Annotated in this window: 20 protein-coding genes and 1 pseudogene; 9 read left to right on the plus strand and 12 right to left on the minus strand. The window is 64.8% G+C overall.

From position 1 onward, the window contains the following. Positions 1-6 precede the first annotated feature (6 nt). Positions 7-255 (plus strand): hypothetical protein, encoded by a 249-nt coding sequence (locus ACVISU_RS14735; RefSeq protein WP_456707401.1) that lies wholly within the window; start codon positions 7-9, stop codon positions 253-255. 45 nt (positions 256-300) lie between these two features. Here the strand turns inward: ACVISU_RS14735 and ACVISU_RS14740 are convergent, their stop codons facing one another. Further along, complete coding sequence (locus tag ACVISU_RS14740) at positions 301-669, minus strand: antibiotic biosynthesis monooxygenase family protein (protein WP_050403696.1); 369 nt, start codon at positions 667-669, stop codon at positions 301-303. A gap of 96 nt (positions 670-765) precedes the next feature. Between ACVISU_RS14740 and ACVISU_RS14745 the strand changes: the two genes are divergently transcribed. From ACVISU_RS14745 to ACVISU_RS14755, 3 genes are all read left to right on the plus strand, one after another. Beyond that, positions 766-1,242 (plus strand): MarR family winged helix-turn-helix transcriptional regulator, encoded by a 477-nt coding sequence (locus ACVISU_RS14745; protein WP_456707402.1) that lies wholly within the window; start codon positions 766-768, stop codon positions 1,240-1,242. Between the two features lie 106 nt (positions 1,243-1,348). Beyond that, positions 1,349-2,548, plus strand: a complete 1,200-nt coding sequence (locus ACVISU_RS14750; RefSeq protein WP_456707403.1) for a hypothetical protein — start codon at positions 1,349-1,351, stop codon at positions 2,546-2,548. A 198-nt stretch (positions 2,549-2,746) separates the two neighbouring features. Then, positions 2,747-3,211 (plus strand): ester cyclase, encoded by a 465-nt coding sequence (locus ACVISU_RS14755; protein ID WP_456707404.1) that lies wholly within the window; start codon positions 2,747-2,749, stop codon positions 3,209-3,211. Positions 3,212-3,306: 95 nt separating this feature from the next. Here ACVISU_RS14755 and ACVISU_RS14760 read toward each other — a convergent pair whose 3' ends face one another. Together ACVISU_RS14760 and ACVISU_RS14765 are read right to left on the minus strand one after the other, a co-directional pair. Further along, positions 3,307-3,774 carry a PaaI family thioesterase gene (locus tag ACVISU_RS14760; RefSeq protein ID WP_456707405.1) on the minus strand — a complete coding sequence of 156 codons (468 nt, stop codon included), beginning with the start codon at positions 3,772-3,774 and terminating at the stop codon, positions 3,307-3,309. 12 nt (positions 3,775-3,786) lie between these two features. Beyond that, entirely contained in the window at positions 3,787-4,365 is a 579-nt protein-coding gene (locus ACVISU_RS14765; RefSeq protein ID WP_456710826.1) for a bifunctional transcriptional activator/DNA repair enzyme AdaA, read from the minus strand. Positions 4,366-4,699: 334 nt separating this feature from the next. On the opposite strand from ACVISU_RS14765, the gene ACVISU_RS14770 reads away from it, so the two are divergent. Continuing rightward, the gene (locus ACVISU_RS14770; protein ID WP_456707406.1) at positions 4,700-5,320 is read left to right on the plus strand and encodes a hypothetical protein; all 621 of its coding nucleotides are present in this window, start codon (positions 4,700-4,702) and stop codon (positions 5,318-5,320) included. A 19-nt stretch (positions 5,321-5,339) separates the two neighbouring features. Here ACVISU_RS14770 and ACVISU_RS14775 read toward each other — a convergent pair whose 3' ends face one another. Then, positions 5,340-5,756, minus strand: a complete 417-nt coding sequence (locus ACVISU_RS14775; RefSeq protein WP_456707407.1) for an META domain-containing protein — start codon at positions 5,754-5,756, stop codon at positions 5,340-5,342. 198 nt (positions 5,757-5,954) lie between these two features. Then, positions 5,955-7,625, minus strand: a complete 1,671-nt coding sequence (locus ACVISU_RS14780) for an L-lactate permease (protein WP_456707408.1) — start codon at positions 7,623-7,625, stop codon at positions 5,955-5,957. A gap of 309 nt (positions 7,626-7,934) precedes the next feature. Here ACVISU_RS14780 and ACVISU_RS14785 point away from each other — a divergent pair, with 309 nt between their 5' ends. Next, on the plus strand, positions 7,935-9,680 hold the full coding sequence (locus tag ACVISU_RS14785; RefSeq protein ID WP_456707409.1) for an ABC transporter ATP-binding protein/permease: 1,746 nt from the start codon (positions 7,935-7,937) through the stop codon (positions 9,678-9,680). A gap of 176 nt (positions 9,681-9,856) precedes the next feature. On the opposite strand, the gene ACVISU_RS14790 is transcribed toward ACVISU_RS14785, so the two are convergent. Next, positions 9,857-10,846 carry a TorF family putative porin gene (locus ACVISU_RS14790; protein ID WP_050403752.1) on the minus strand — a complete coding sequence of 330 codons (990 nt, stop codon included), beginning with the start codon at positions 10,844-10,846 and terminating at the stop codon, positions 9,857-9,859. Between the two features lie 437 nt (positions 10,847-11,283). Between ACVISU_RS14790 and ACVISU_RS14795 the strand changes: the two genes are divergently transcribed. Then, the gene (locus tag ACVISU_RS14795; protein WP_050403705.1) at positions 11,284-11,631 is read left to right on the plus strand and encodes a hypothetical protein; all 348 of its coding nucleotides are present in this window, start codon (positions 11,284-11,286) and stop codon (positions 11,629-11,631) included. Between the two features lie 185 nt (positions 11,632-11,816). On the opposite strand, the gene glcF is transcribed toward ACVISU_RS14795, so the two are convergent. Beyond that, positions 11,817-13,133: a glycolate oxidase subunit GlcF gene (gene glcF, locus ACVISU_RS14800; RefSeq protein WP_456707410.1), complete on the minus strand. Its 1,317-nt coding sequence runs from the start codon at positions 13,131-13,133 to the stop codon at positions 11,817-11,819. Further along, the gene (locus tag ACVISU_RS14805; protein WP_456707411.1) at positions 13,130-14,368 is read right to left on the minus strand and encodes an FAD-binding protein; all 1,239 of its coding nucleotides are present in this window, start codon (positions 14,366-14,368) and stop codon (positions 13,130-13,132) included. The genes glcF and ACVISU_RS14805 overlap by 4 nt, the downstream gene beginning before the upstream one ends. A gap of 315 nt (positions 14,369-14,683) precedes the next feature. On the opposite strand from ACVISU_RS14805, the gene ACVISU_RS14810 reads away from it, so the two are divergent. Further along, complete coding sequence (locus tag ACVISU_RS14810; protein ID WP_456707412.1) at positions 14,684-15,169, plus strand: putative quinol monooxygenase; 486 nt, start codon at positions 14,684-14,686, stop codon at positions 15,167-15,169. A gap of 53 nt (positions 15,170-15,222) precedes the next feature. Here ACVISU_RS14810 and ACVISU_RS14815 read toward each other — a convergent pair whose 3' ends face one another. Both ACVISU_RS14815 and ACVISU_RS14820 read right to left on the minus strand, forming a co-directional pair. Further along, positions 15,223-16,365 (minus strand): acyltransferase family protein, encoded by a 1,143-nt coding sequence (locus ACVISU_RS14815; RefSeq protein WP_456707413.1) that lies wholly within the window; start codon positions 16,363-16,365, stop codon positions 15,223-15,225. Positions 16,366-16,654: 289 nt separating this feature from the next. Then, a complete protein-coding gene (locus ACVISU_RS14820; protein ID WP_456707414.1) occupies positions 16,655-18,148 on the minus strand; it encodes an FAD-linked oxidase C-terminal domain-containing protein in 1,494 nt (497 codons plus the stop codon). Between the two features lie 249 nt (positions 18,149-18,397). Between ACVISU_RS14820 and cycA the strand changes: the two genes are divergently transcribed. Next, on the plus strand, positions 18,398-18,790 hold the full coding sequence (gene cycA, locus ACVISU_RS14825) for a cytochrome c-550 CycA (RefSeq protein WP_050403710.1): 393 nt from the start codon (positions 18,398-18,400) through the stop codon (positions 18,788-18,790). A 115-nt stretch (positions 18,791-18,905) separates the two neighbouring features. On the opposite strand, the gene poxB is transcribed toward cycA, so the two are convergent. Both poxB and ACVISU_RS14835 read right to left on the minus strand, forming a co-directional pair. After that, a complete protein-coding gene (gene poxB, locus ACVISU_RS14830) occupies positions 18,906-20,642 on the minus strand; it encodes a ubiquinone-dependent pyruvate dehydrogenase (RefSeq protein WP_456707415.1) in 1,737 nt (578 codons plus the stop codon). Positions 20,643-20,725: 83 nt separating this feature from the next. Next, positions 20,726-21,710, minus strand: a pseudogene (locus tag ACVISU_RS14835) (alpha/beta fold hydrolase). Positions 21,711-21,864 lie beyond the last annotated feature (154 nt).

Consider the following 21,864-nt stretch of genomic DNA (forward strand, 5'->3'; position numbering starts at 1 on the left):
ACGCTGGTGCTGTTCTACGCGATCGGCGCGGTGCTCGCGCTCGGCGCCTATGCCCAAGACAGCATCGACGATCTTGCGGTGGTCCTGACGTTCTGGTTCAAGCAAACGTTGACGTTTGTCGTGCTCGGCGCGGGTTATGGCCTCTACTACGTCATGTCCGGTGCCGCGGGTCGTCGCCCAAAATCGCCCCTGCGATTTCTGGACATATCGTTTCTTGCCGCACTCGCCACGCTCGGCATTCTGATGGTGATCTAGGGTTGGGCGATCCGACTGCGACGAGGCGATAATTCCGGCAGCCTGCTACGCCACGCACACGCCCGGCACCGCGACCTTCTGGAACAGGTGCGGCGACGCCACCGCCGAGGCCGGATAGGCCGCGAGCTTGGCCCTGAACTCGGGGTTCGCAAAGGCGGCGCGGAAGGCCGCGGTGGATTCCCAGATTGCGTAGTTCAGATAGGCCGGGCTGTCCCCGAGCGCGCGGTGCAGCTGGGTGGAGATGAAGCCGGGCTGCCGCTTCATGATGGCGGCGTCGGCCTGCCATGCCTTCAGAAAGATATCCTCGTCGGCCGCATCGAGCGTGAAGAGGTTGACGAGCACGATGTTGCTGGCCTCGACCGAGAGCTGGCGGTCGATCGGGAATGCGGGGTCGAGGGGGCGCATCTGCGGCATGGCTGGCTCCGTTGATATGGTGCTATGATGTCACTTCGATCAGATGGATACATAGTAATTTGACATCATGATGTCACTATCAACTTATGGTGACGAATGCCCCAAACCAAGCGCACGCCGGCGGGCGAAGCCCTGAGCGACCTGATTCTCGACCTGTTCAGGCTCAACAGCCTGCTGTTCACCGCCGGCGACCGGATGGTGGCCGGACTTGGCCTGACCAGCGCGCGCTGGCAGATCCTCGGCGCCATCGTCGCCACCGAGCGCCCGCAACCGGTGGCGTGGCTGGCGCGCGACCTCGGCGCTGCCAGACAGAACGTGCAGCGGATCGTCAACGACCTCGAGCGGGACGGGCTCGTCACCTTCGAGACCAACCCGCATCACCGCCGCGCCCAGCTCGTGGTGCTGACCGAGAAGGGGCGGCAAACCTTCGACGCGGCGATGCGCCTGCAACTGCCCTGGGTGAACGGCCTCGCCGATGGGCTGCCGGTGAAGGACATCGAAACCGTCAGTCGCGTCGTCAGCACGCTGCGCAGCAGGCTGGAGAGCGGCCAGGAACCGCACGACCGCGCATGACGACGATTATGGAAGCACCGCCGTTAGGCGGCCTTCTTTTTTGGCCAATGACACGGAGGTTTGCTAGTTACGACGGAACCGATTCTGCCCTTCGAGGACTTATCGTATGCGCGCGCTCCCGCTCCTGCTGCTCGGTGTTGCCGTCATTTCGGCACCTGCCCTCGCCCAGATGAAGCTGCAAACGAAGCCCGCGCCGACGGGCGGCCCCGAGACGCGCTACTTCACCGCGATCGACGGCCTGATGGACGGCAATGCCGACGTGGTGCTGAAGGAAACCCGCCAGGGCAAGACCGTGACTGCGGCGGTGCTCGACGTCTGCTATCCCGCCGACAAGAGCTCCGAGCGCAAGGACCGCTTCGTCGCCAACCTGACCATCAACGGCCAGACGCTCACCGGCACCACCACGAGCGTTGCCGACAAGCAGCCGGTCACCGTCAAGCTGAACCGCAAGCAGAGCGGCGACAGTTTTGAGTTCCGCGGCCAGATCACGATCGGCCAGACCGTGACCGAAGTGGCATCGACGGACAATTCCGATCTCAGCGAGAAGGAATTCCAGGACAACCAGGCCACCGAGGACGGCATCACGCCGCAGCCGAAGGATTTTACCGACGTCTCGCCGGAATCGATCGGGGTGCGGGTGAAGCTCGACGCGGCGGCCGATTTCCTCAAGAGCCTGAAGGGCGAGGCCGTCGAGGTCGGCACCTCCAGCCTCGCGGTAACCTGCGATGCAATGCGCTCCGGCGAGCAGACCCTCAACCTCACCGTCGATCCCGAGCACGCCGGCGCGCTGCTCGCCAAGGCGAAATCGGCGCCCGGCGTGACGGCAGCCGGCTGGACCAGTGGCGTGGTGGAGATGGACCGCACCATCCGCTTCGCCGCCGCCGACTGGCGCGACGGCGACAAGATCAACAAGGACAAGCTCGCGACTGCGATTTCCAATGTGCTGGCAAAGACGCTCGCGGCAAAGCCGGCGTCCGCGACCTGGAACGCGAACACCGGCAAGCTCAAGCTGGTGCTGAAGCGGCCGAGCGCGATCTATCCTGCGCTCGGCCTTACCCAGAATTACGAAATCACCGCCCTCGTCTCGCCCGACAAGCCCGGCAGCTCCGACAAACTGATGCTGTGGGTCTCGAGCCCCACTGTCTCGACGTCGGACGACAGCGCCGGCGCCAAGCTCAATCTGTCCGACGATTCCAGCAGCGACGAGGAAGGCAGCGAAGCCAAGGACGACAACGGCGCGATCGACGCGCTGCTCAAGGAGTTCAAGGGCCAGCGCTGGGACGCCGACAAGTCGGTGTGGCGGTGATCCACCCGCTTCCCGATTGCTCGACGGAGTTCGGTAAGCAGCGCCAAACGTCATATCGACACAGCGGAATTTCTCCTGAAGTCCGACAAGACGCCCGATCTGGAATCGGGTGGCACGGCACACGTCTCAAGTTGCCTAATGCGCGCATCGACACAGCGCCGGCCGCGATGCCGGCAACGCGCACATGGAGACGATCCGATGTCAGAGGAAAACAAGAACGTGGTCGGCCGCTGGTTCAAGGGCTTTTGGGGAAACCCGTGGGATCCGCGCATCATCGATGAGCTCGCGACCCCAGACATCGTCGTGCACTACCCGATGCACGAGCCGAAGAAGGGCCGCGCTGCGGTGACGCGATTCATCACCGAGTTTCGTGAAGCGTTTCCGGATCTCAATTTCTGGGGCGTCGGCGACCTCGTCGCGGAAGGCGATCTCGTCGTCGGCCGCTGGGAAGGTGGCGGCACGCACACCGGGCCTGCCTTCAGCGACTTCCGCCTCGGCTCGCTGCCCGCAGGCTCCGGCCGCAAGATGACGTTCGCCGGCACCACCGTGCTGCGGGTGCGCGACGGACGGATCGCCGAGGAGCTCGGACAGGAAGACGCGCTGACCGCCATGCTGCAACTTGGCCTCATCCGCCTGCCCGAACAGAGTGGCTACGCGGGTTGAACCGACGCTTCGCCGACTAGACACAGTCCAACGCTTCTGGGCCGGCATTGCATCTCCGGGTGTAGTGCCGGCTCAGTCTGTCCCGGTATTCCGAGTCAGGCCGGAAAGATCAGGCACGTCGTCGTGCCATGCGCGAGCAACCGCCCCTTCGCGTCGGTGACCCTGCCTTCGGCGGTGCCGACGCGGCGGCCGCAATTGAGCACCCGCCCCTCGGCCCGGATCGGGCCGGTGTCCGGCGTGATCGGACGCACCAGCGAGATCTTGAATTCGAGCGTGGTCTGGCTGATGCCGGCGTCGAGCGTCGACTGCACCGCAAGGCCCATGCAGCTGTCGAGCAGCGTCGCGGTCAGGCCGCCATGCACGGTGCCGGCCGGATTGAGATGCGCATCGGTCGGCACGTGCGTGACGACGACGCGGCCGTGCTCGGCTTCAGTGACGTCATAGCCGAGCGTGCGCGCGATGGTGTTGAGCGGCAGCACGCCAGAGGCGAGCCCCTGGACGAATGCGAGGCCGCTGATCTTGAGTTTCTGTCCGGCACTGACGGTGCCGTAGCTCTTGGCCATTGCTGATCTCCATTATTGCTTCATGAGGTTTGCCAGCCGCTTCCGTCGCAGCGAGACCGGAGAGCGGCCGTAGAGCGTTGCGAATGCGGCGTTCATGCGACGCGCGCTGGAGAAGCCGGCGCGCTGCGCCACCACACGGATCGGGAGATTGCTGCCGTCGATCAGGCGCTTGGCGCGCTGCACGCGCAGCGAGAGCGCGACCTGCAGCGGCGATGCATCGAGATGCTCGTCAAAAAGACGCGACAGATGCCGTGCGCCGATGCCGAGCCGATCGGCCAGCGCAGCGACATTGCCGCGGTCGAGCGCGCCCGCTTCGATCAGCGCCAGCGCGCGCTCGACCGTGGACCTGGTGCCCTTCCATGCCGGGCAGAACGGCGCCGCTTCGGGACGGCAGCGCAGGCAGGGCCGGTAGCCGGCGCGCTCGGCCGACGCGGCGCTGCCATAGAACCGCACGTTGCGGGCGAGCGGCGTGCGCGCCCGGCACACCGGGCGGCAATACACGCCCGTGGTCCGGACCGCGACGAACACGATGCCGTCCCAGGCCGGATCGCGGCGCTGAAAGGCAGCGTATTGTGCGGCGAAGTCGAGCATGCATCCGCTATAGCGACGTCTGCGCGCCGCGACGACCCGCTTTGCGGAGACGGCGTCCGGAAACGACCGCTGCAGGCCGGGCAACGTGGCGCCCTCTGGACGCTTCATCGCGGGCTTGTTTGTGGTGATCGCCCAAAGGACGGCATCGCTTCCGCTCGCCTATGCCCGTCGATTTACGGGGCCCTGCGACCAAAAGACTTCGTGCTGCCGCAGTTCGGTCACCGAAAATTAAGGCTCGATTTAGTTTCGAGGATCATCCTTTGCGTCACCGAACACGGGTCACGCCATGCAAGACCGCGAGCCGATCAGTCCTTCGAGCATCTGGCCAACGGATGTGACGGAGGGTCATTCGCCGGCGCAGACCGCGGACCTCTGGGACGTCTCAGGCGAGAACCATGATGCCGCCCTGCTGCTGCGGGAGCCGTTCGCCGACCGGATCGGCACTGCCCTGCTGGCAGCCACCGCACTGGCCGCAAGCTTCGTGCTGGGATGGACCGGCGGCGCCAACTGGAGCGACTTTACAGCTCCCGCCGCGGTCCCGGTGGCCCAGAAGGAAGCGCCTGTCCAGCACTTTGCGGAGGCGCCACCGAGCCGAAAGAGCGAGAGCCCGCGCCGGAGCGCCTCCAACGCCGATGTTACCGGCAGCATCCCCAAATCGGTCGCCAATCCACGCCCGCAGATGCTCGGTGCCGCGCCGACGACGCTGAACGCGCAAGCCATGGCGCTGGGGCCGAAGCAGCCCGCGGCAGCAGCCCCCGAGACCCGCCCGAGCACGATTCCCGGATGGTCGGTGGTCGAAGTCCGCGACGGCACCGCCGTGCTCGAGGGGCCGGAGGGCGTCAAGATGGCCGCGCGCGGCGACGTCGTCCCTGGCCTCGGCCGGGTCGATTCCATCGTGCGCTGGGGCAATCGCTGGATCGTCGCCACCGCAAGCGGATTGGTCGCAACGCCCTGAGCGGCCGCCCCTCGATGTATCAGTTGCTGTTGATCACGAACCGCAGCTGCTTGCTGCCGATGAACGTGACCTGATCGCCCTGCCGTTTCCAGCTCGTCATGTCGCCGAGCGCAGCCAGCAGATCCTTGTCGGCCTGCGCCCGATCCGGCGCGCAGCTGCGGTTCTCCATCGCGCCGGGAACGAACACGATGGTGTTGCCGGCGACCGAGAACTGGCCCTTGCCGCCATCGCACCACAGTTCGAGGATCACCTCGCCATTGTCGCCGACCTCGATCGAGGGAATCCGCTTGGAGCCTGGCATGCGCGCGGCATCGAGCGTCATCACGAAGCCGAACGGGAATTCTTCCTGGGCCTGCACTGGAACCGCGGCAAGGGCCGTTGCACTCAGCGCCAACGCGGCCATGCCGCCGTTCAGAATCCGCTTCATCGAGATCATGCCATTCCCAGGATCGCTTTTGAGCATGTCTAGTCGGAAAACCGGCTTCCGCTTTTCCGGATCATGCTCTGACGCCGCCCTTGTATGGGACGCGGCTGCGATTGGCCAGAACGGCGGCGCGTGAAAAAGCGCTTGAAACGCAAAATCCCCGCGGGCTCGCACCCGCGGGGATCTTGGTTTGGGCGACGCCTCGCCTCGTTATTTCAAGACCAGCTCCGTGAACGGGTAGACATAGGCCTGCAGGGTCACGAACAGACCGACCAGGCACGCCAGCACGATCGAGTGCAGGAACACGTAGCGCAGGATCGAACCCTCGTGGCCGTACCAGTTGGTCGCGGTCGAGGCGACCACGATCGATTGCGCGTCGATCATCTTGCCCATCACGCCGCCCGAGGAATTCGCCGCCGCCATCAGGATCGGCGACAGGCCGAGCTGCTCGGAGGTGATCTTCTGCAGATTGCCGAACAGCACGTTCGAGGCGGTGTCCGATCCGGTCAGCGCCACGCCGAGCCAGCCGAGCAAGGTTCCGAAGAAGGGATAGAGCACGCCGGTCGCCGCGAAGGCGAGACCGAGCGTGGCGTCGACGCCGGACAGCCGGGTCAGCGTGCCGATCGCCAGCATCGCCGAGATCGTAATCAGCGAGATCGCGCAGAGGCGGATGGTGCGGCCATATTCGGCGATCAGCTTGGCCGGCGAGAAGCCCATCAAGAGACCCGAGATGATCGCGGCGATCAGCATGCCGGTTCCGGTGAACGACAGATAGGTGAAGCTGAACACGGCGCCTTCCGGCGTCGGCTTGGCGGCCACCGGCGGCACCTTGAAGATCAGCTTGTCGAGGTCGGGCACCGCATAGTTCCAGACGAAGTTGGCATTCGCCCAGGTCTTGAAGGCGCCATTGCCCCAGATCAGCATCAGGATGCAGACGATGATCCACGGCAGCAGCGCGCTCCACAATTCGCCCTGGGTCAGCGGCGTCTTGTCGAGCGGCGGTGCGGCCGCCATCGTCGCCGCCGATTCATCGCGGCCGCGCAGCGCAGGCGACAGCCAGAGCTGCCGCGGCTGCCAGATCTTGAGGAACAGGATCAGCGCGCCCATCGAGATCAGCGAGGCGCCGATATCGACGATCCAGGGATTGATGTAGTTCGAGATCACGAATTGCGGCACCGCGAACGACACGCCGGTGACCAGGATCGCCGGCCAGATTTCCTTCATGCCGCGCCAGCCGGCAAAGGCCCACACCACCCAGAACGGCACGATCAGCGAGAACAGCGGCAGCTGCCGGCCGACCATGGCGCCGAGGATATAGGGATCGAGCCCGGTGACCGAGGCGAGGCCCTGGATCGGCGTGCCGAGCGCACCATAGGCGACCGGCGCGGTGTTGGCGATCAGCGACAGGCCGGAGGCTGCGAGCGGCGAGAAGCCGAGCCCGATCAGCACCGCGCCGGTGATCGCGACCGGGGTGCCGAAGCCCGAGGCGCCCTCGAAGAAGGCGCCGAACGAGAACGCGATCAGGAGAAGCTGCAACCGGCGATCCTCCGTGACGCCGCCGACCGCGCGCTTCAGCAGCTCGAACTTCCCGCATCTCACCGTGACCTGATAGAGGAAGATGACGTTGAGCACGATCCAGCCGATCGGGAAGAACCCGGTGACCACGCCGAGCAGGGTGGCGCGGATCGACATGCCGGCCGGCATCGTGAAGATGAAGATCGTGATCAGGTTGGTCACGATCACGGCGATGATGGCCGCGATATGCGCCTTCACCTTGCCGCTGGCGATCAAGACCAGCAGCGTGACCACGGGAATGGCGGCGGCCAGCGTCGACAGCCCCGCATTGCCGAGCGGATTGTAGATTTGATTCCAGGTGCTCATCTCGGGATCCTTCCCACATTCTTATGCAGCGCCCTCGCCTTGCGTGCAGCAGGTGCGCTGGTGCGATTGCGGGAGTCCGTCGGAAAGATTGCAGCCCCGGCTCGCGAATGAACGATCGGTAAGGATCGCTCACATCCTCGCGAAAAATCGAAGGTCCCCCGCCCCTCGCCGTTGTCGTCATGCTAGGGTTGACTCGCTTGCCGGGACAAGCCAACGCTTGCATGCCAGACCTACGACTTTAGTCGAGGTGCACTGCGATTGTCCCGATTCTTCAGGCCGTTGCGGCCGCTTCCCCGGAGACGATAATCTGTGAAAAACATTCGCTCGACGCTCGCAACGGTGTGGCGCATCGCCTCGCCCTATTTCAACTCCGACGACAAATGGGCAGGCCGCGGACTTCTGGCCGCGGTGGTGATCATCGAGCTCGCCAGCGTCTTCCTGACCGTGCTGTTCAACCGCTGGAACAATGTTTTCTACAACGCGCTGCAGGAGCGTGATCAGGCGGTCTTCACCTATCAGATCGGTTATTTCTGCGTGCTCGCGGCATTCTGGATCGGCCTGAAGGTCTACCAGCTCTATCTCAATCAATGGCTGCAGATCCGCTGGCGGCGCTGGATGACCACGCGCTATCTCGGCGGCTGGCTGCACGATGCCAACCACTATCGCATGCAGTTGCTCGGCGATGCCGCCGATAACCCGGACCAGCGTATCGCCGACGACACCCAGCGCTTCGTCGAGCAGACCCTGACGCTCGGGATCGGATTGTTGAGCTCCGTCGTAACGCTTGCGTCCTTCGTGGTCATCCTGTGGGGTTTGTCCAATCAGGCGCCGCTGCATCTGTTCGGCAACGACATCGCCTTTCCCGGCTATCTGGTATGGGGGGCGCTGATCTACGCGATCCTCGGAACGGTTTTGACCCATGTGATCGGCAGGCCGCTGGTCGACCTCAATTTCCGGCAGCAACGGTTCGAGGCCGATTTCCGTTTCAACCTGGTGCGCACCCGCGAGAACGCCGAGCAGATCGCACTGCTCCGCGGCGAACCGGCCGAGCGTACGCGATTGCTCGATCGCTTCGGTTTCGTGGTTGGAAACTGGCTCGACATCATGCAGCGAACCAAGAAGCTGACCGCGTTCACCGCGACCTATTCGCAAGCCGCCGTGATCTTCCCCTATGTGTTGATCGCACCGGCCTATTTCGCCAACAAGATCCAGCTCGGCGGCATGATGCAGACCGCGTCCGCCTTCAGCAGCGTGCAGGAATCACTGTCGTTCTTCATCACGGCCTACCGGACGCTGGCCGAATGGCAATCGGTGGTCGCGCGTCTCGATGGCTTCGAGAACTCGATCCGCGGCGGCGATGCGCTCGCGCAACGGCAGGACATTATCCACGTCAGACCTGCAGGTGGTGGCGACACCATCGATCTCGACGATCTCCTGGTCACCCTGCCGGATGGCAAGCCGCTGCTCGCGGCTGACGGCTTCAGCCTCCGCGACAATGAACGCACCCTGGTCACCGGCCCCTCCGGCGCCGGCAAGTCCACGCTGTTCCGCGCGGTGGCTGGCATCTGGCCGTTCGGTCGCGGCGCGGTCGAGATCCCGGCCAATGCCAGCCTGATGATGTTGCCGCAACGTCCCTATCTGCCGATCGGCTCGCTGCACGATGCGGTGGTCTATCCGGGCCAGGCTGCGAGCTACGATGCGGGACGGGTCCGTGAGACCCTCGCCGCTGTCGGACTGCCGCAGCTCGCGGCGCGACTCGAGGAACAGGCACACTGGAACCGGATGCTGTCGCTCGGCGAGCAGCAGCGGCTCGGCATCGCCCGCGCGCTGCTGCATGCGCCGCAGTTCCTGTTCCTGGACGAGGCGACGGCCTCGCTCGACGAGCCGTCGGAGGCCGCGCTGTACCGACTGATCGCCGAGAAACTGCCCGACACCACGGTGGTTTCGATCGGCCACCGCGCGACGCTCGACGCCTTCCACCAGCGCAACGTCTCGCTGGTCCGCGACGGCGACCGCTTCACCTTGCGCGACAAGGTCGAGGCCGCGGCGTCGTAGGCGAGCGAACTCAGCCGCGAATTCGAATAGCGAGCCCGGAAGGCACTCGGCTCCCTCTCCCGCTTGCGGGGGAGGTGGAGCTCGTCTGCCGCTTCACTCTCGTCATCACACGAATCCGCAAAACAAAAGGGGCGGCAGATTGCTCTGCCGCCCCCCGCGATCCTCGGATGAGGAAATTACTTCAGGTTGGACATCGCCGTCAGGTCGACCGAGAGCTTGGCGATGCCGGCCGCGCCGCACCAGTTGGAGCCCGTGCCGCCCGGATTGATCGGGGTGACGTTGGTGGTTCCGCCTGCGGTGTAGTCGCTGGTGAAGGCGCTGCAATTGCCCTTCGACATGTCGGTGTCGGAGTAGCGCAGATCGAGCGTGAACACCTTGTAGGTGAAGCCGATGCCGATGTTCCAGGTGTTGTAGTCGGCGTACTTGATGCCGTTCGGGAACGCCGGGACGCCGTAGAAGCTGTCGGAGGTGCCGAGCCACTGCCGGCCGAACTCACCCGACACATACATGCCGACGCCGCTGGTGCCGAACACGGTGCTGGGCGCGGTGTACTTGCCGATGATCGACGAGTAGTTGCCCCAGGCTCCGGTGTTCAGGAAGTTCGGCGAGTAGTATTCGTTGATGGTGAACGCCCAGTTGTCGTTGATGGTCCAGGTCGCCTTGCCATAGACTTCGAAGAACGAGACGTCCTTCTTCATAACGTTGCCGTTCGGCAGGAAGTTGAGGGCGCACTCGGCACCGAGCGCCTTGCCGGCGGTGTCGAACGGCGCGCCGTAGTAGCAGGTTCCACCCGGATACAGGTAACCCCAGACGCCGATGTCGAAGGCGAAGGCGCCGAAGGTCGGGCGGATACCGCCGTAGACGTCGACTTCAGCCGCGGCGCGGTTGGCGAACGAGATGCTCTCGGTCGAGGTGCCGATGTAGAGCTGCAGGTCCTTGTTGACGTTGTAGCGCGGCTCGAAATAGGCGGTGACCGACGGATTGTGGTTGGACTGGGTGACGCCGCGGAAGACGTAGTCGCTCAGGATGCCGGCACCGAAGGCGATGTCCCAGGGATCGAAGGGAGCCGGCGGCGGCGCCTTGACGGCCTTCACCGCCATGTCAGCTGCCATTGCCGAGCTCGAAATCATTGCTAGCGCCGTTGCTAACAAAGCCAGTTTCTTCATGACGATCCCCATCTACTTTTCCAGACAGCCCAGCTCCGGTGGCCCCCAGGGCGCGCGATAACGGACTGCGACTAAATCGCGTGGGCTCAATCTGAGGCCCGTGCACGGTACCGTGAAGGCGAAAAGACATGCATCTGCCGACTTTTTAGGCGTTCCAGCCGCCTAGCCACACGTTGGTTGACGGGTGTTGCATTTGCACCACAAGATTCATGGTTCCCGCGCCGGTTGAGCGGCGAGCAAGATCGGATTCGAGCAACAGTTCGGCATGCTGCAGTCGGCGGCGACCCGAATCGTGCCCCCGCAATACTACGGACCACCCGCACGGAAAAAGCCGCAGCGGCGTCCGCTGCGGCTTCGATCAGGTCAACCGTTGCTGGTTCGGTCAGTGGTGCTCGCCCTCGGAGGTCCCCCAACTCGGCGCCGGCTCGTGGCTCGGTGTGGCCCAGCTCGCGGCCGGCTGCGGCGCAGGCTCGGGTGCCGGCGGTGCTGCGGCCGGGGCGGCCGGCTTCGGCGCGGCGGCCTTCTTCGGAGCGCTCTTCTTGGCGGCTTTCTTCGCAGCCGGCTTCGCGGCCTTCTTCGGAGCAGCCTTCTTCGCAGCTTTCTTGGCGGTCTTCTTGGCTGACTTCTTCGCCGATTTCTTTGCAGACTTCTTCGCGGCCTTCTTGGCCGACTTCTTCGCGGACTTCTTCTTCGCTGCTACCGCCTTCTTGGCCTTTTTGGCCTTCTTGCTTTTCTTCGCCTTCTTCGACTTCGCCATCGTGGTCCTCCTGTTGCCGCTGATCTGAGTCCACCGCGTATTGAAGTGATCGCTTGCCGGTCGTTGGCCGCACCTCGGGAAGAGGCACCCTCCACTTCGCTTGTCGAGCATGATGGCCGCGTGATCGCTTCGCGTCTGTGGCAGGGAAGCGCCGGTCCTTCAGTTTGCGTCAGGGCAAGGCTGGGGTCCGGATCATGCTCGAATGGCAGTCGATCAATTCAATCCTGGCCGGGGACCTCCTGTCGCCCAATCGAGAAGCTCAATCGTGTGCACCACAGGAACTGACGTACCGCCGGCAATCTGAACCATGCAGCCAATATTGCCCGCAGCGATCATGTCCGGTTTGACAAGCGCGATATTGGCGACCTTGCGATCGCGCAATCTGCTCGCAATGTCGGGCTGGAGAATGTTGTAGGTCCCCGCCGAACCGCAACACAAATGGCTCTCAGGCACATCTTTCACCACGAATCCATTCTTGGAAAGCAATTCTTTCGGAAGTTGAGTGATTTTCTGCCCATGCTGCAACGAACAAGCCGAGTGATAGGCGACGGTGACGTCGCCTTTCTGCGTTGAAGGTGCGAGCTCGAGAGTTGAGAGATACTCGGTGATATCCTTTGCCAGCGCGGAGATTCGCTTGGCAGGATCGGCGAATGTTTTGTCCTCGCGCAGCAGGTAGCCGTAGTCCTTGACAACTGTCCCACAGCCCGAGGTCGTCACCAGAATGGCGTCGAGCCCTTCTCTGTCCGCTTCCCTTTGCCACACCGCGATGTTGGCCCGGGCGCGCGCCAGCGCGTCCCCGTCCTGTCCCATGTGATGGGTCAACGCGCCGCAGCATTGCTCGTCCTTGACCAGCACCACCTCGACGCCGTGCCGGGTCAGCACGTTGATCGCGGCCTGATTGATGCGCGGCGCCAGCACCTGCTGGGCGCAGCCCTGCAGCAGCGCGACCCGCCCACGCCGACGGCCGATCGCCGCAAACACGGTTCCCGCAGCCGGACCGGGCTGCGGCAGGCCGCGCGGCGCGAGCGCCAGCATGGCCTTGATCCGCCGCAGCAGGCCCGGGCTCGCCGCACCGACCGACGGCGTCGGCAGCACGGCCGTGAACGGACGGGCGAACCCGGCCAGGATCATGCTGATCCGGAACAGGCCCGGCCGCGGCAGCACGTAGGCGAGCACCGACCGCAGCAGCCGCTCGGTCAGCGGCCGCTGGTAATCCCGCTCGATCCTGACCCGGGCCTGGTCGACGAGGTGCATGTAGTTCACGCCCGACGGACAGGTGGTCATGCAGGCGAGGCACGACAGGCAGCGGTCGATATGCTTGACCACGTCCGCCGTCGGCGGCTTGTCCTTCTCCAGCATCTCCTTGATCAGGTAGATGCGGCCGCGCGGACTATCGAGCTCGTCGCCGAGCAGCACATAGGTCGGACAGGTCGCGGTGCAGAAGCCGCAATGCACGCAGGCGCGCAGGATCTTGTCGGCTTCCTTGATGTCGGGATCGGCGAGTTGTGCCAGGGAAAACTCGGTCTTCATGCAATCCCGCCTCGAATCATCCGGCCGCGGTTGAGGACCGACCTCGGATCGAAACTCGCCCTGATACGTTCGCCGAGCGCGGCGAGCCCGGGCGGCTGCGGCTGGAACACATCGACCGAGCGGCGCACTTCGTCGGTAGCGCGGATCAGGGTGGCGTGCCCGCCGACCGCCTCGACCTGGCGGCGGACCAGCGCGGCCTGCGCGTCGGCACACTGCGGCAGCGCGGCCCAGATCAGCCCGCCGCCCCAATCGTAGATCACATCGCCGCCGGTTGAGCGCGACAGCGCCTGGCCGAGCGCGCCGCCTGAGGCCGGCGGGCAAACGATGCGCCACACCGGCCAGTCCCCGAGCGCGCCGTTCGCAGCAAACGGCACCACGTCGCGCAGTGCGCTCCAGATCGCAGCCGAGGCGTCGTCAGCGAGGCTGTCGACCGGTCCATAGGACGACAATGTCTGGCTCAGCGACGCCGCCCGGTGCGCCGCCGACGCCGAAATCCCTTCGAGCCGCACCAGCGTGACCGGCTGGCCGGCGGCAGCAACGCCGGCCAGCGCGCCGGTTGCGGACCGTAGCGCCGAACCGGGCAGATGCGCCGCGCCCGACACGTCGAAGGGCGACCCCAGCGCCGCCGTCATCGCCTTGTTGGCGGCGACGTCGTCGAGACCGCGCAGCACCAGGGTGCGCTCGGCTTCCGGCTTCGGCATCACCTTGAGCGTCACTTCGGTCATGACCGCGAGCGTGCCCCAGGAACCGGTGAGCAGCTTGCAGAGATCGTAGCCGGTGACGTTCTTCACCACCCGTCCGCCGGTCTTGAAGCTGTCGCCGAACCCGGACACGGCGTGCGCCCCGAGCAGATGATCCCGGGCGCCGCCGGCCTTGATGCGGCGCGGACCGGCAAGGCCTGCGCCGATCATGCCGCCGATCGTGCCGGCTCCCGCGGTGCCGAGCAGCACGGACGTGTCGATCGGCTCGAAGGCGAATTGCTGGTTCTTGGCGTCGATCAGGGATTGCACGTCGGCAAGCGGCGCGCCGGCCTGCACGGTGATGATCAGCTCGTTCGGCTCATAGGAGCTGACGGCGTTCAGCACCGAGACGTCGAGCACCGCGTTGGTCGCCATCGGATGGCCGATGGCGCGTTTCGATCCATGACCGATGACCTCAAGCGGCTGCTCGCTGGCGACAGCGGCGCGCACCACCTCTTCAACGTCCTGGATGTCTCTGACTTTCAGCGTTTCCACCCGCTAGGCGGTAACGAAGTTTAGCGCCGAAATCAAATGCGACAAACTCCACCGCCGCAACGCCGACGGAATGGCCCCGGGAGCGGGGCTTGGCGGCCGGCAGTGGTGGGAATGGCGGTCGGGCCACCCAGCTCGAGGATTTGCCCACATCGCGCGTCCTGCGAAGGCGGAGACGCAACACTTCGACCAATGTCGAATCATTTTCACGACATCGACATTTCGACCGTCGCCTAACCGAGTTCATCGAACGATCCACTATCTCTCGCGGTGCGGTTCGGCCGGCACGTCGGTTGGCGCAAATCATCTGGAGGCGACATGAAGCGTTCGCAACTCACGACCACGACGATGATGCTCACCCGACGATCGGCCATCGGCTCGTTCGCCGCGATCATGACGATCGCCGGCATCTCGCCCTTCGCCGGATCGCAAGCTCGATCGGAGCAAAGCAACGGAGGAATGCAAATGAAGCACTATGCGATGAGCACGAGAACCATCAGCGATGCGATCAACACATCAGGCCTTCTGATCGTGGCGCAATGGGAAGCCAAGGAAGGCCAGGCCGACAAGGTCGCGGAAATTCTCGGCAGCTTCCTGCCCGAGGCGCAGAAGGATCCCGGCACCAAGCTGTTCCTGATCGGCCGCGGCAAGGACAATCCGGCGCAATTCCTGTTCTACGAATTGTTCCAGGACGAAGCGGCGTTCAAGGCGCATTCAGAGAGCGCCTACTTCAAGACCTACATCGCCGAGCAGGCGCTGCCGCTGCTCGCCAAGCGCGAACGGACGCAATACGCATTGCTGTGAGTAATGGCGCCGCGGGAGGGCTTGCGATGCAGGCCCTCCACTCCGGCGCGATATCAGACCGACGCGCGGCCGCCGAGCGCCGGTCCCAACTCGATCCGCTCGGGAGATTTGCGCCAGAAGGCTGCGATCGAAATCCGGGAGAGCACCGCCGCCTCGATCTGTTCGACCTGCGCCCTGAGCCGAAGCGCGTGTTTCTCGACGAGATGCCAGGACGCCACCGCGATGCCGAAGGCGAGCGGCAGGCTGATCAGGAGGTTCAGGTACCAGGGCTGCGCCGGCGGACCGAAAGCCGCCACGCATTGCTGGATGACGAAGCCGTAGAGATAGAGCCCGTAGGAGTAGTCGCCCGACGCCACGATCCAGCTCCGCCGCGGGTTCATCAGACCGAAATAGCAAGCGACATAGGCGGCCGGCACCGGAGCCAGCGCGTCGCCGCGTCCGGTGGCCATGCCGGCGGCGCACAGCACCAGCGCGAACAGGCAGACGGTCCGGTCGTACGGCACCTTGTCGCGCCAGAGATAGAAGCCGACGCCGGCAAGGAAGGAAAACACCAGCAGATGCGGGCGAAGCTGGATCGGCACCACGTCCCAGCGATAGATGTCGTAGCCGATCAGCCCGATCTGGGCGATCACCATGAACGCGAGATACGCCACCCGGTTGAAGGCAATCGTGGTCACCGCGAGCAATGCCAGGATGACGTAGCACCACAGCTCATACGGCACCGTCCAGAGCTGGCAATTCACGAGGCGCGGCAGCGGATTATTGAGGAACACGCCCGGCAATTCGTAATGGATGTCGCCGACGATGTTGAGAAAATAGGCGTGGAATTTCGGGTCGGCGACGTACTGCGCCAACGGCAGTTCGGTGAAGACCGAGCCGATGACGACCGCCGACAGCGTCGTCTCGACCGCGAGCGCGGGTCCGATCCGAAGCACGCGCAGGCCGAGGAAGGAAATCAAGCTCTTGCACCTCAAGAGACTCGCCGTCACCAGGAAGCCGCTGAGGGCAAAGAACAGTGCGAGGATCATCGCGACGCCGATGCGAAGCTTGCTCTGGACCTGCAGCGCCTCGCCGAGCCCGAGCGACACGTTCAGGCTGTGCAGCCCGATGATCGTCGCCGCCAGCACGACCCGCATGTAGTCGAAACCCGCGGGCCGATTGCGCGAAAGCGCCAGTTGATCAGCCAGGCTGGGCATCGATGTGTTCCCGAAGACATACATCTCGGGAAAATACCGAGGAACAGTTGAAGGCCGTGTAAACGGGCGGTCGCCGCAATTGCGGCGACGCGCAACGGCATCGTAACGGCTTGCCACGGCCGTCGCGGCAAGCATCGGTTAAGGTTATCGGCCGGCTAGCGCGATCGATCGAAATGTACCGATCGCCCTAACGCGCGATGTGATTAGGTTGAAGCGTCATCGCGCTTTGAGCTCTTTGACTGAGCATGATCTTTTCGGAAAACCGCTTCGCACTTTTCCGGATCATGCTTTAGAACCGCGGGATATCCGGAAACGCCAGCTTGCCGGCGTGGACATGGACGCGGCCGAGCTCGGCGCAGCGGTGCAGGGTGGGAAACACCTTGCCGGGGTTGAGCAGGCCCGCGGCATCGAACGCACATTTCAGGCGCTGCTGCTGGTTGAGGTCGATCTCGGTGAACATTTCCGGCATCAAATCGCGCTTCTCGATACCGACGCCGTGCTCGCCGGTGAGCACGCCGCCGAGCTCGACGCAGCAGCGCAGGATGTCGGCGCCGAACGCCTCGGCCTTCTCGATCTCGCCCGGCTTGTTGGCATCGTAGAGGATCAGGGGGTGCAGATTGCCATCACCGGCGTGGAACACGTTGGCGACGCCGAGGCCGTATTTCTCCGAGAGCTCGCGAATCCGCGCCAGCGCCTTCGGCAGCGCGCCACGGGGGATGGTGCCGTCCATGCAGAGATAGTCCGGCGAGATGCGCCCGACCGCCGGGAATGCCGCCTTGCGGCCGGCCCAGAACAGATTGCGTTCGGCTTCTGAGGTCGATATCTGGCAGGACGTCGAGCCGCAGCCCTGCGCGATCGCCTCGACCCGCTTGATCAGCTCGTCGACCTCGACCTGGGGTCCGTCGAGCTCGATGATCAGCAGCGCCTCGACATCGAGCGGATAGCCGGCATGGACGAAGGCTTCCGCGGCGTGGATCGCCGGCTTGTCCATCATCTCCATGCCCCCCGGGATGATGCCGGCGCCGATGATGGCGGCCACGCATTCGCCGGCCGCCTCGACCTCGGCGAAACCGACCATCAGCGCGCGCGCCGTCTCCGGCTTCTGCAAAATGCGCACCGTGATCTCGGTGATGACGCCGAGCAGCCCCTCCGAGCCGGTGATGATCCCCATCAGATCGTAGCCGGCATTCTCGGCCGACTTGCCGCCGATGCGCAGGATCTCGCCCGACATCAGCACGATCTCGCAGCCCAGCACGTTGTTGGTGGTCATGCCGTATTTCAGGCAGTGCACGCCGCCGGAATTCTCCGCGACATTGCCGCCGATCGAGCAGGCGATCTGCGACGACGGATCCGGCGCGTAATAGAAGCCGGCATGAGCAACCGCCTGGCTGATCGCAAGGTTGGTGACGCCAGGCTCGGTGACGACGACGCGGTTGTCGAAGTCGATCTCGCGAATCCGCTTGAACTTGCCGAGCCCAAGCAAGACGCCGTCGGCGAGCGGCAACGCGCCGCCGGACAGCGAGGTGCCGGAACCGCGCGGTACCACCTTGATGCCCTGCGCCTGGCAATATTTGAGGACCTTTGCGACCTGCTCGGTGGTATCGGGCAGCACCACGACCATCGGCGGCTGCCGATAGGCGGTAAGGCCGTCGGATTCATAGGCCAGCATCTCGGCGGCGCTGTCGATCACGCCCTCACCGGGGACGATTGCGCGCAAGGCGGCCACGATCTCGGCGCGGCGCGCAAGTACAGCCTGATCGGCCGCCGGCATCATGATGGACATCGATGTTCCCTCGGACGGGCTTTTGCCCTTTGCCGATTTGTTACGACAAATCAAACACGTCTGCACCTGTTTCAGTCGCCTTGTTTCGGGCGCCCGGCCGAAGGTCCCATTGCCCCGCCCCGCAAGGACGAGTTCTCTCTCGGACAAGCGGGCGGTCATGAAACCTGTCAAAGTTTCGTGGCTTGTCCTGTCCAAGCCGGACATGCCACAAACGATCACTACCCCCCGGGACGAAACGAAGAGAACCCCATGAACCTAAAGACCTTGAGCGCGCTGGCGGTCGTCACATCGCTGGCCACCGCATCCTCCGCGCTGGCGCAGGATGCCGCTGCCGGCAAGACCTCGTTCAACAAATGCCTCGCCTGCCACGCGATCGGCGAAGGCGCCAAGAACAAGGTCGGCCCCGAGCTCAACGGCCTCGACGGCCGCCACTCCGGCACCGCGCCGGACTACAATTATTCCGATGCCAACAAGAATTCCGGCATCACCTGGAACAAGGAAACCTTCCTCGAATACATCAAGGACCCGAAGGCCAAGATCCCCGGCACCAAGATGGCCTTCGCCGGCATCAAGAACGAGACCGAGGCCAACAATCTGTGGGCCTACGTGTCGTCATTCGACAAGGACGGCAAGCAGAAGTAATCGGCGGTATCGGACGTCGTCCGCCCTGCGCCAATGCCAGGGCGGAGCTGGAAGGGGATGCGTTTCCTCGAATCGCCATCCCCTTCTGGCTTTTCGATTTGCGCCGCCGCCGCGATCAGCGCGGCAACAGATTGGTTTTGGCGAGATCGACCACCTCGTCGCCGCGCCCGCTCATCACGGCGCGCAGCACCCATAGGCTGAAGCCCTTGACCTGCTCCAGCGTAATGGTCGGCGGCATCGACAATTCCTGCGTCGCGGTCACGACGTCGAGCACCGCCGGGCCGTCATGCGTGAACACGTCGCGGATCGCGCCCTCGAGCTCGCCAGGATCCTCCACCCTGACGCCGTGAATGCCCATGGCGCGGGCCATCGCCGCGAAATCCGGATTCTTCAGGTCGACCCCGGTCTCGATGAAGCCGGCGGCCTTCATCTCCAGCGCGACGAAGCCAAGCACGCTGTTGTTGAAGATCACGACCTTCACCGGCAACTTCGCCTGGGTCAGCGTGATCAAATCGCCCATCAGCATGGCAAAGCCGCCGTCGCCGGACATCGACACCACCTGACGCCCCGGCTGTGCCGCCTGCGCGCCGATCGCATGCGCCATCGCGTTGGCCATCGAGCCGTGCACCCAGGAGCCGACCAGCCGGCGGCGGCCATTCATCTTCAGATAGCGCGCAGCCCAGATCGTCGGCGTGCCGACGTCGGCGGTGAACACCGCATCCTCGCTGGCTTGCTCGCTGAGCAGCCGCGCCAGATATTGCGGATGGATCGGCTTCTGGCCCGGCTTGCCGCGGGCGAGATCGTCGAGCCCGGCGCGCGCGTCCTTGTAGTGCCCAAGGCTGGCGTCGAGGAATTTGCGCTCGCTCTTCAGGTTGAGCTTCGGCAATAGCGCGGCGATGGTCTCGCCGACGTCGCCGACGATGCCGAGATCGAGCTTGCAGCGGCGGCCGAGATTTTCCGGGCGCAGATCGACCTGGGCGATGCTGATGCCGGTCGGGAAGAACTGCTTGTAGGGAAAGTCGGTGCCCAGCATCAGCAACACGTCGCAGCCATGCATCGCGGCATAGCCGGAGGAGAAGCCGATGAAACCGGTCACGCCGACGTCGTAGGGATTGTCGTATTCGACATATTCCTTGCCGCCGAGCGCATGCACGATCGGACTCTTCAGCGTCTCGGCGAGCTTGAGCAGGACGTCATGCGCGCCGGCGCAGCCGCGGCCGCAGAACAGCGTGACGCGCTTCGCGCCATTGAGCAGCGCGGCCAGCGCATTCAATTCGGCGTCGGCCGGGCGCACCACCGGCGCGGGCGGCAGCAGGCCGGCGTTCGGCGCGATGTCGCGCTTCGGCGCCGGTCGCATCGCGACATCGCCGGGCAGCACCAGCACCGCCACGCCGCGCTTGCCGACCGCGGCGCGGATCGCGTTCTCCAGCATGTAAGGCAGCTGCGCCGGATCCGACACCAGCTCGCAATAATGGCTGCATTCGCGGAACAGGTCCTGCGGATGGGTCTCCTGGAAATAGCCGCCGCCGATCTCGGCCGACGGAATCTGTGCCGCGATCGCCAGCACCGGCGTGCGGCTGCGATGCGCGTCGAACAGGCCGTTGATGAGATGCAGATTGCCCGGGCCGCAGGAGCCCGCGCACACCGCAAGGTCTCCCGTGATCTGGGATTCGGCCGCCGCAGCGAACGCCGCGACCTCCTCGTGGCGGACATGCAGCCAATCGATCGTGCCGCGCTTGCGCAGGGCCTCGGTCAAGCCATTGAGACTGTCGCCGACGACACCGTAGATGCGCTTCACCCCGGCTTGGGCAAGGGTTTCGGCGATGAGGTCGGCGATGTTGTCGATCCGCATGGGGCTTGTCCTTTGGGTAAGATCTGTCTGGCCGCGCAGCCGCATGATGTTCGGCAGGCTGCAACCGCGCAAGCCTCACCGGATCACAGATTCGCGGGCGCAATCTTGTCCGCTGTTGCTGCCGGTTGGACCATCCGGCCGGCCATCGCCTCGATCTCGGACACCACGAGATCGGGCGCCGCGTATTGCACCATGTGGCCGACACCCGGCAGCACGATGAGCTTGGCGTTCGGCGCCGTGGCGGCAAGCGGCCGCGAATGGATGCGGGTCGTGACCGTTGCGTCGACGTCGCCCGCAATGATCGACAGCGGCGCCGTGATCTCCGCATAGCGCGGCGCCTGCTCGACCATGGCGGCCTTCAGCGGTGACGAGGTCGCGCGCATTGGCGATGAACTCGCGCGGCCGCAGCAGGAGCAACGTCTCGCTGTCGCGGACGAAATCGTCCGGCATCGGCTGCGGTGCGAACACGCCGCGCGCGCCTGATGGCGTGACGAGATAGCCAAGCGGCAACGTGATGGTGTGCGCCAGCAAGGGCCCGATCAGCGGCGTCGAGATCACATCGTTGTAGCGGCCGGCACCGCCGCGCCATGGATAGGCGACGGGAGCGAGCAGCACGAGACCGGCGACGCGCTCCGGATGATCCAGCGCAATGCGCAGCGCGAGCGCGCCGGCCCAGGAATGCGCCACCACGGTCGCCCTGATGATACCGAGCCTGGCGAGCGCCTCGGCGATCATCCGGCCCTGAATCGCCGGCGTCGAATCCTCAGCGCGCTCGCGCGTGCTCCAGCCATGGCCCGGGCGGTCGATCAGGATCACCCGGCGCGTTTTCGCAATGCGCTCGCCGAGCGGCTGCATCGCCCGCAGATTGGAGCTTGCGCCGTGCAGCATCACGACCGGCGGCTCCGCGGCATCGCGCGGGCCGAGCTCGACCACATGTAGCCGCGCGCCGGTCACATCGACCATGCGGCCCCGAGGCGGAAAGGCTCCCTGAATGAAGATGACGCCGATTTGCGTCACCAGAGCCAGCCACAGCCCTGTGGCCGCCAGCGCAATGATTGCGGTCAACATCGAGGGTATCCGAAGGGTCTTGGGTAACTGAAGTGTGTTGGGCACCTGAACATTACGACGAAGCCAACGCTTGGTTTCGCGTCGATTTGCCCCCTGCCCGGGCATGCTCTTGTTCGGAAAGCCAATTGTCGATTTCCGGCCCGCGGCGGAGCGC

Source organism: Bradyrhizobium sp. USDA 4452 (genome assembly GCF_054063575.1).

Excerpts from the sequence above, each read along its gene's own strand:
- ACVISU_RS14740 (WP_050403696.1), bottom strand. The coding sequence starts at position 669 with ATGCCGCAGATGCGCCCCCTCGACCCCGCATTCCCGATCGACCGCCAG.
- ACVISU_RS14745 (WP_456707402.1), top strand. The coding sequence starts at position 766 with ATGCCCCAAACCAAGCGCACGCCGGCGGGCGAAGCCCTGAGCGACCTG.
- ACVISU_RS14750 (WP_456707403.1), top strand. The coding sequence starts at position 1,349 with ATGCGCGCGCTCCCGCTCCTGCTGCTCGGTGTTGCCGTCATTTCGGCA.
- ACVISU_RS14755 (WP_456707404.1), top strand. The coding sequence starts at position 2,747 with ATGTCAGAGGAAAACAAGAACGTGGTCGGCCGCTGGTTCAAGGGCTTT.
- ACVISU_RS14760 (WP_456707405.1), bottom strand. The coding sequence starts at position 3,774 with ATGGCCAAGAGCTACGGCACCGTCAGTGCCGGACAGAAACTCAAGATC.
- ACVISU_RS14765 (WP_456710826.1), bottom strand. The coding sequence starts at position 4,365 with ATGCTCGACTTCGCCGCACAATACGCTGCCTTTCAGCGCCGCGATCCG.
- ACVISU_RS14775 (WP_456707407.1), bottom strand. The coding sequence starts at position 5,756 with ATGATCTCGATGAAGCGGATTCTGAACGGCGGCATGGCCGCGTTGGCG.
- ACVISU_RS14780 (WP_456707408.1), bottom strand. The coding sequence starts at position 7,625 with ATGAGCACCTGGAATCAAATCTACAATCCGCTCGGCAATGCGGGGCTG.
- ACVISU_RS14790 (WP_050403752.1), bottom strand. The coding sequence starts at position 10,846 with ATGAAGAAACTGGCTTTGTTAGCAACGGCGCTAGCAATGATTTCGAGC.
- glcF (WP_456707410.1), bottom strand. The coding sequence starts at position 13,133 with ATGAAGACCGAGTTTTCCCTGGCACAACTCGCCGATCCCGACATCAAG.
- ACVISU_RS14810 (WP_456707412.1), top strand. The coding sequence starts at position 14,684 with ATGAAGCGTTCGCAACTCACGACCACGACGATGATGCTCACCCGACGA.
- ACVISU_RS14815 (WP_456707413.1), bottom strand. The coding sequence starts at position 16,365 with ATGCCCAGCCTGGCTGATCAACTGGCGCTTTCGCGCAATCGGCCCGCG.
- ACVISU_RS14820 (WP_456707414.1), bottom strand. The coding sequence starts at position 18,148 with ATGTCCATCATGATGCCGGCGGCCGATCAGGCTGTACTTGCGCGCCGC.
- cycA (WP_050403710.1), top strand. The coding sequence starts at position 18,398 with ATGAACCTAAAGACCTTGAGCGCGCTGGCGGTCGTCACATCGCTGGCC.
- poxB (WP_456707415.1), bottom strand. The coding sequence starts at position 20,642 with ATGCGGATCGACAACATCGCCGACCTCATCGCCGAAACCCTTGCCCAA.